This is a genomic window from Roseateles sp. P5_B10 (genome assembly GCF_056400485.1).
The window spans coordinates 1-555 of sequence record NZ_JBFULE010001685.1; the positions used below are offsets into that span (position 1 = coordinate 1).

2 protein-coding genes are annotated in these 555 nt (G+C 62.9%); both read right to left on the reverse strand.

Annotated features, from left to right (window positions below):
* Positions 1–308 (reverse strand): response regulator (locus tag AC1DU6_RS35330; RefSeq protein ID WP_477863240.1); only part of this gene is annotated, 308 nt, incomplete at its 3' end.
* Positions 305–555, reverse strand: a 251-nt coding sequence (locus AC1DU6_RS35335; RefSeq protein ID WP_477863242.1) for an ATP-binding protein, incomplete at its 5' end; no start/stop codon positions are given. The genes AC1DU6_RS35335 and AC1DU6_RS35330, both read right to left, overlap by 4 nt.

Genomic DNA, 555 nt, shown 5'->3' on the forward strand with positions numbered 1-555 from the left:
GTCAGATGGTCGAACGCACCGAGCCGCATCGCCTCGATCGTATTGGCCGCAGTGGCGTAGGCGGTGACGATCGCGATGGGGAATGTCGCTCGGCCCTCAGGCTTGCGGAGCTCTTTAAGGACAGCCAAGCCGTCCATGTCCGGCATGCGCAGATCTAGCAAAGCGGCATCGGGCGGAGCGGTCGCGGCGAGACGCACGGCCTCGCGTCCGGAAGCCGCGGCTATTGGAAGGTGTCCCAAATCCCTCACGGCCTCGCAGAGGGCGTCTCGCAGCGCCATCTCATCGTCCACAATCAATATGGTGGTCATTCCTCGGACTTCCCGGGCTCGCCGAACGGAAGCGTCAGCACGAACGTCGTACCATCTATCCTGTGCCGGACGGCTATGTTTCCGCCATGCGCTTCCGCCACTTCGCGCACGATGGCTAATCCCAATCCTGTACCGTCCGGCCGCCCGGTTGCGAACGGTTCGAAAAGATGATCCCGAACTTCTTCGGGGACGCCATAGCCATGATCGGCGACATCGATGCGCACGCCTTGTTCGATCGCCGCACCGG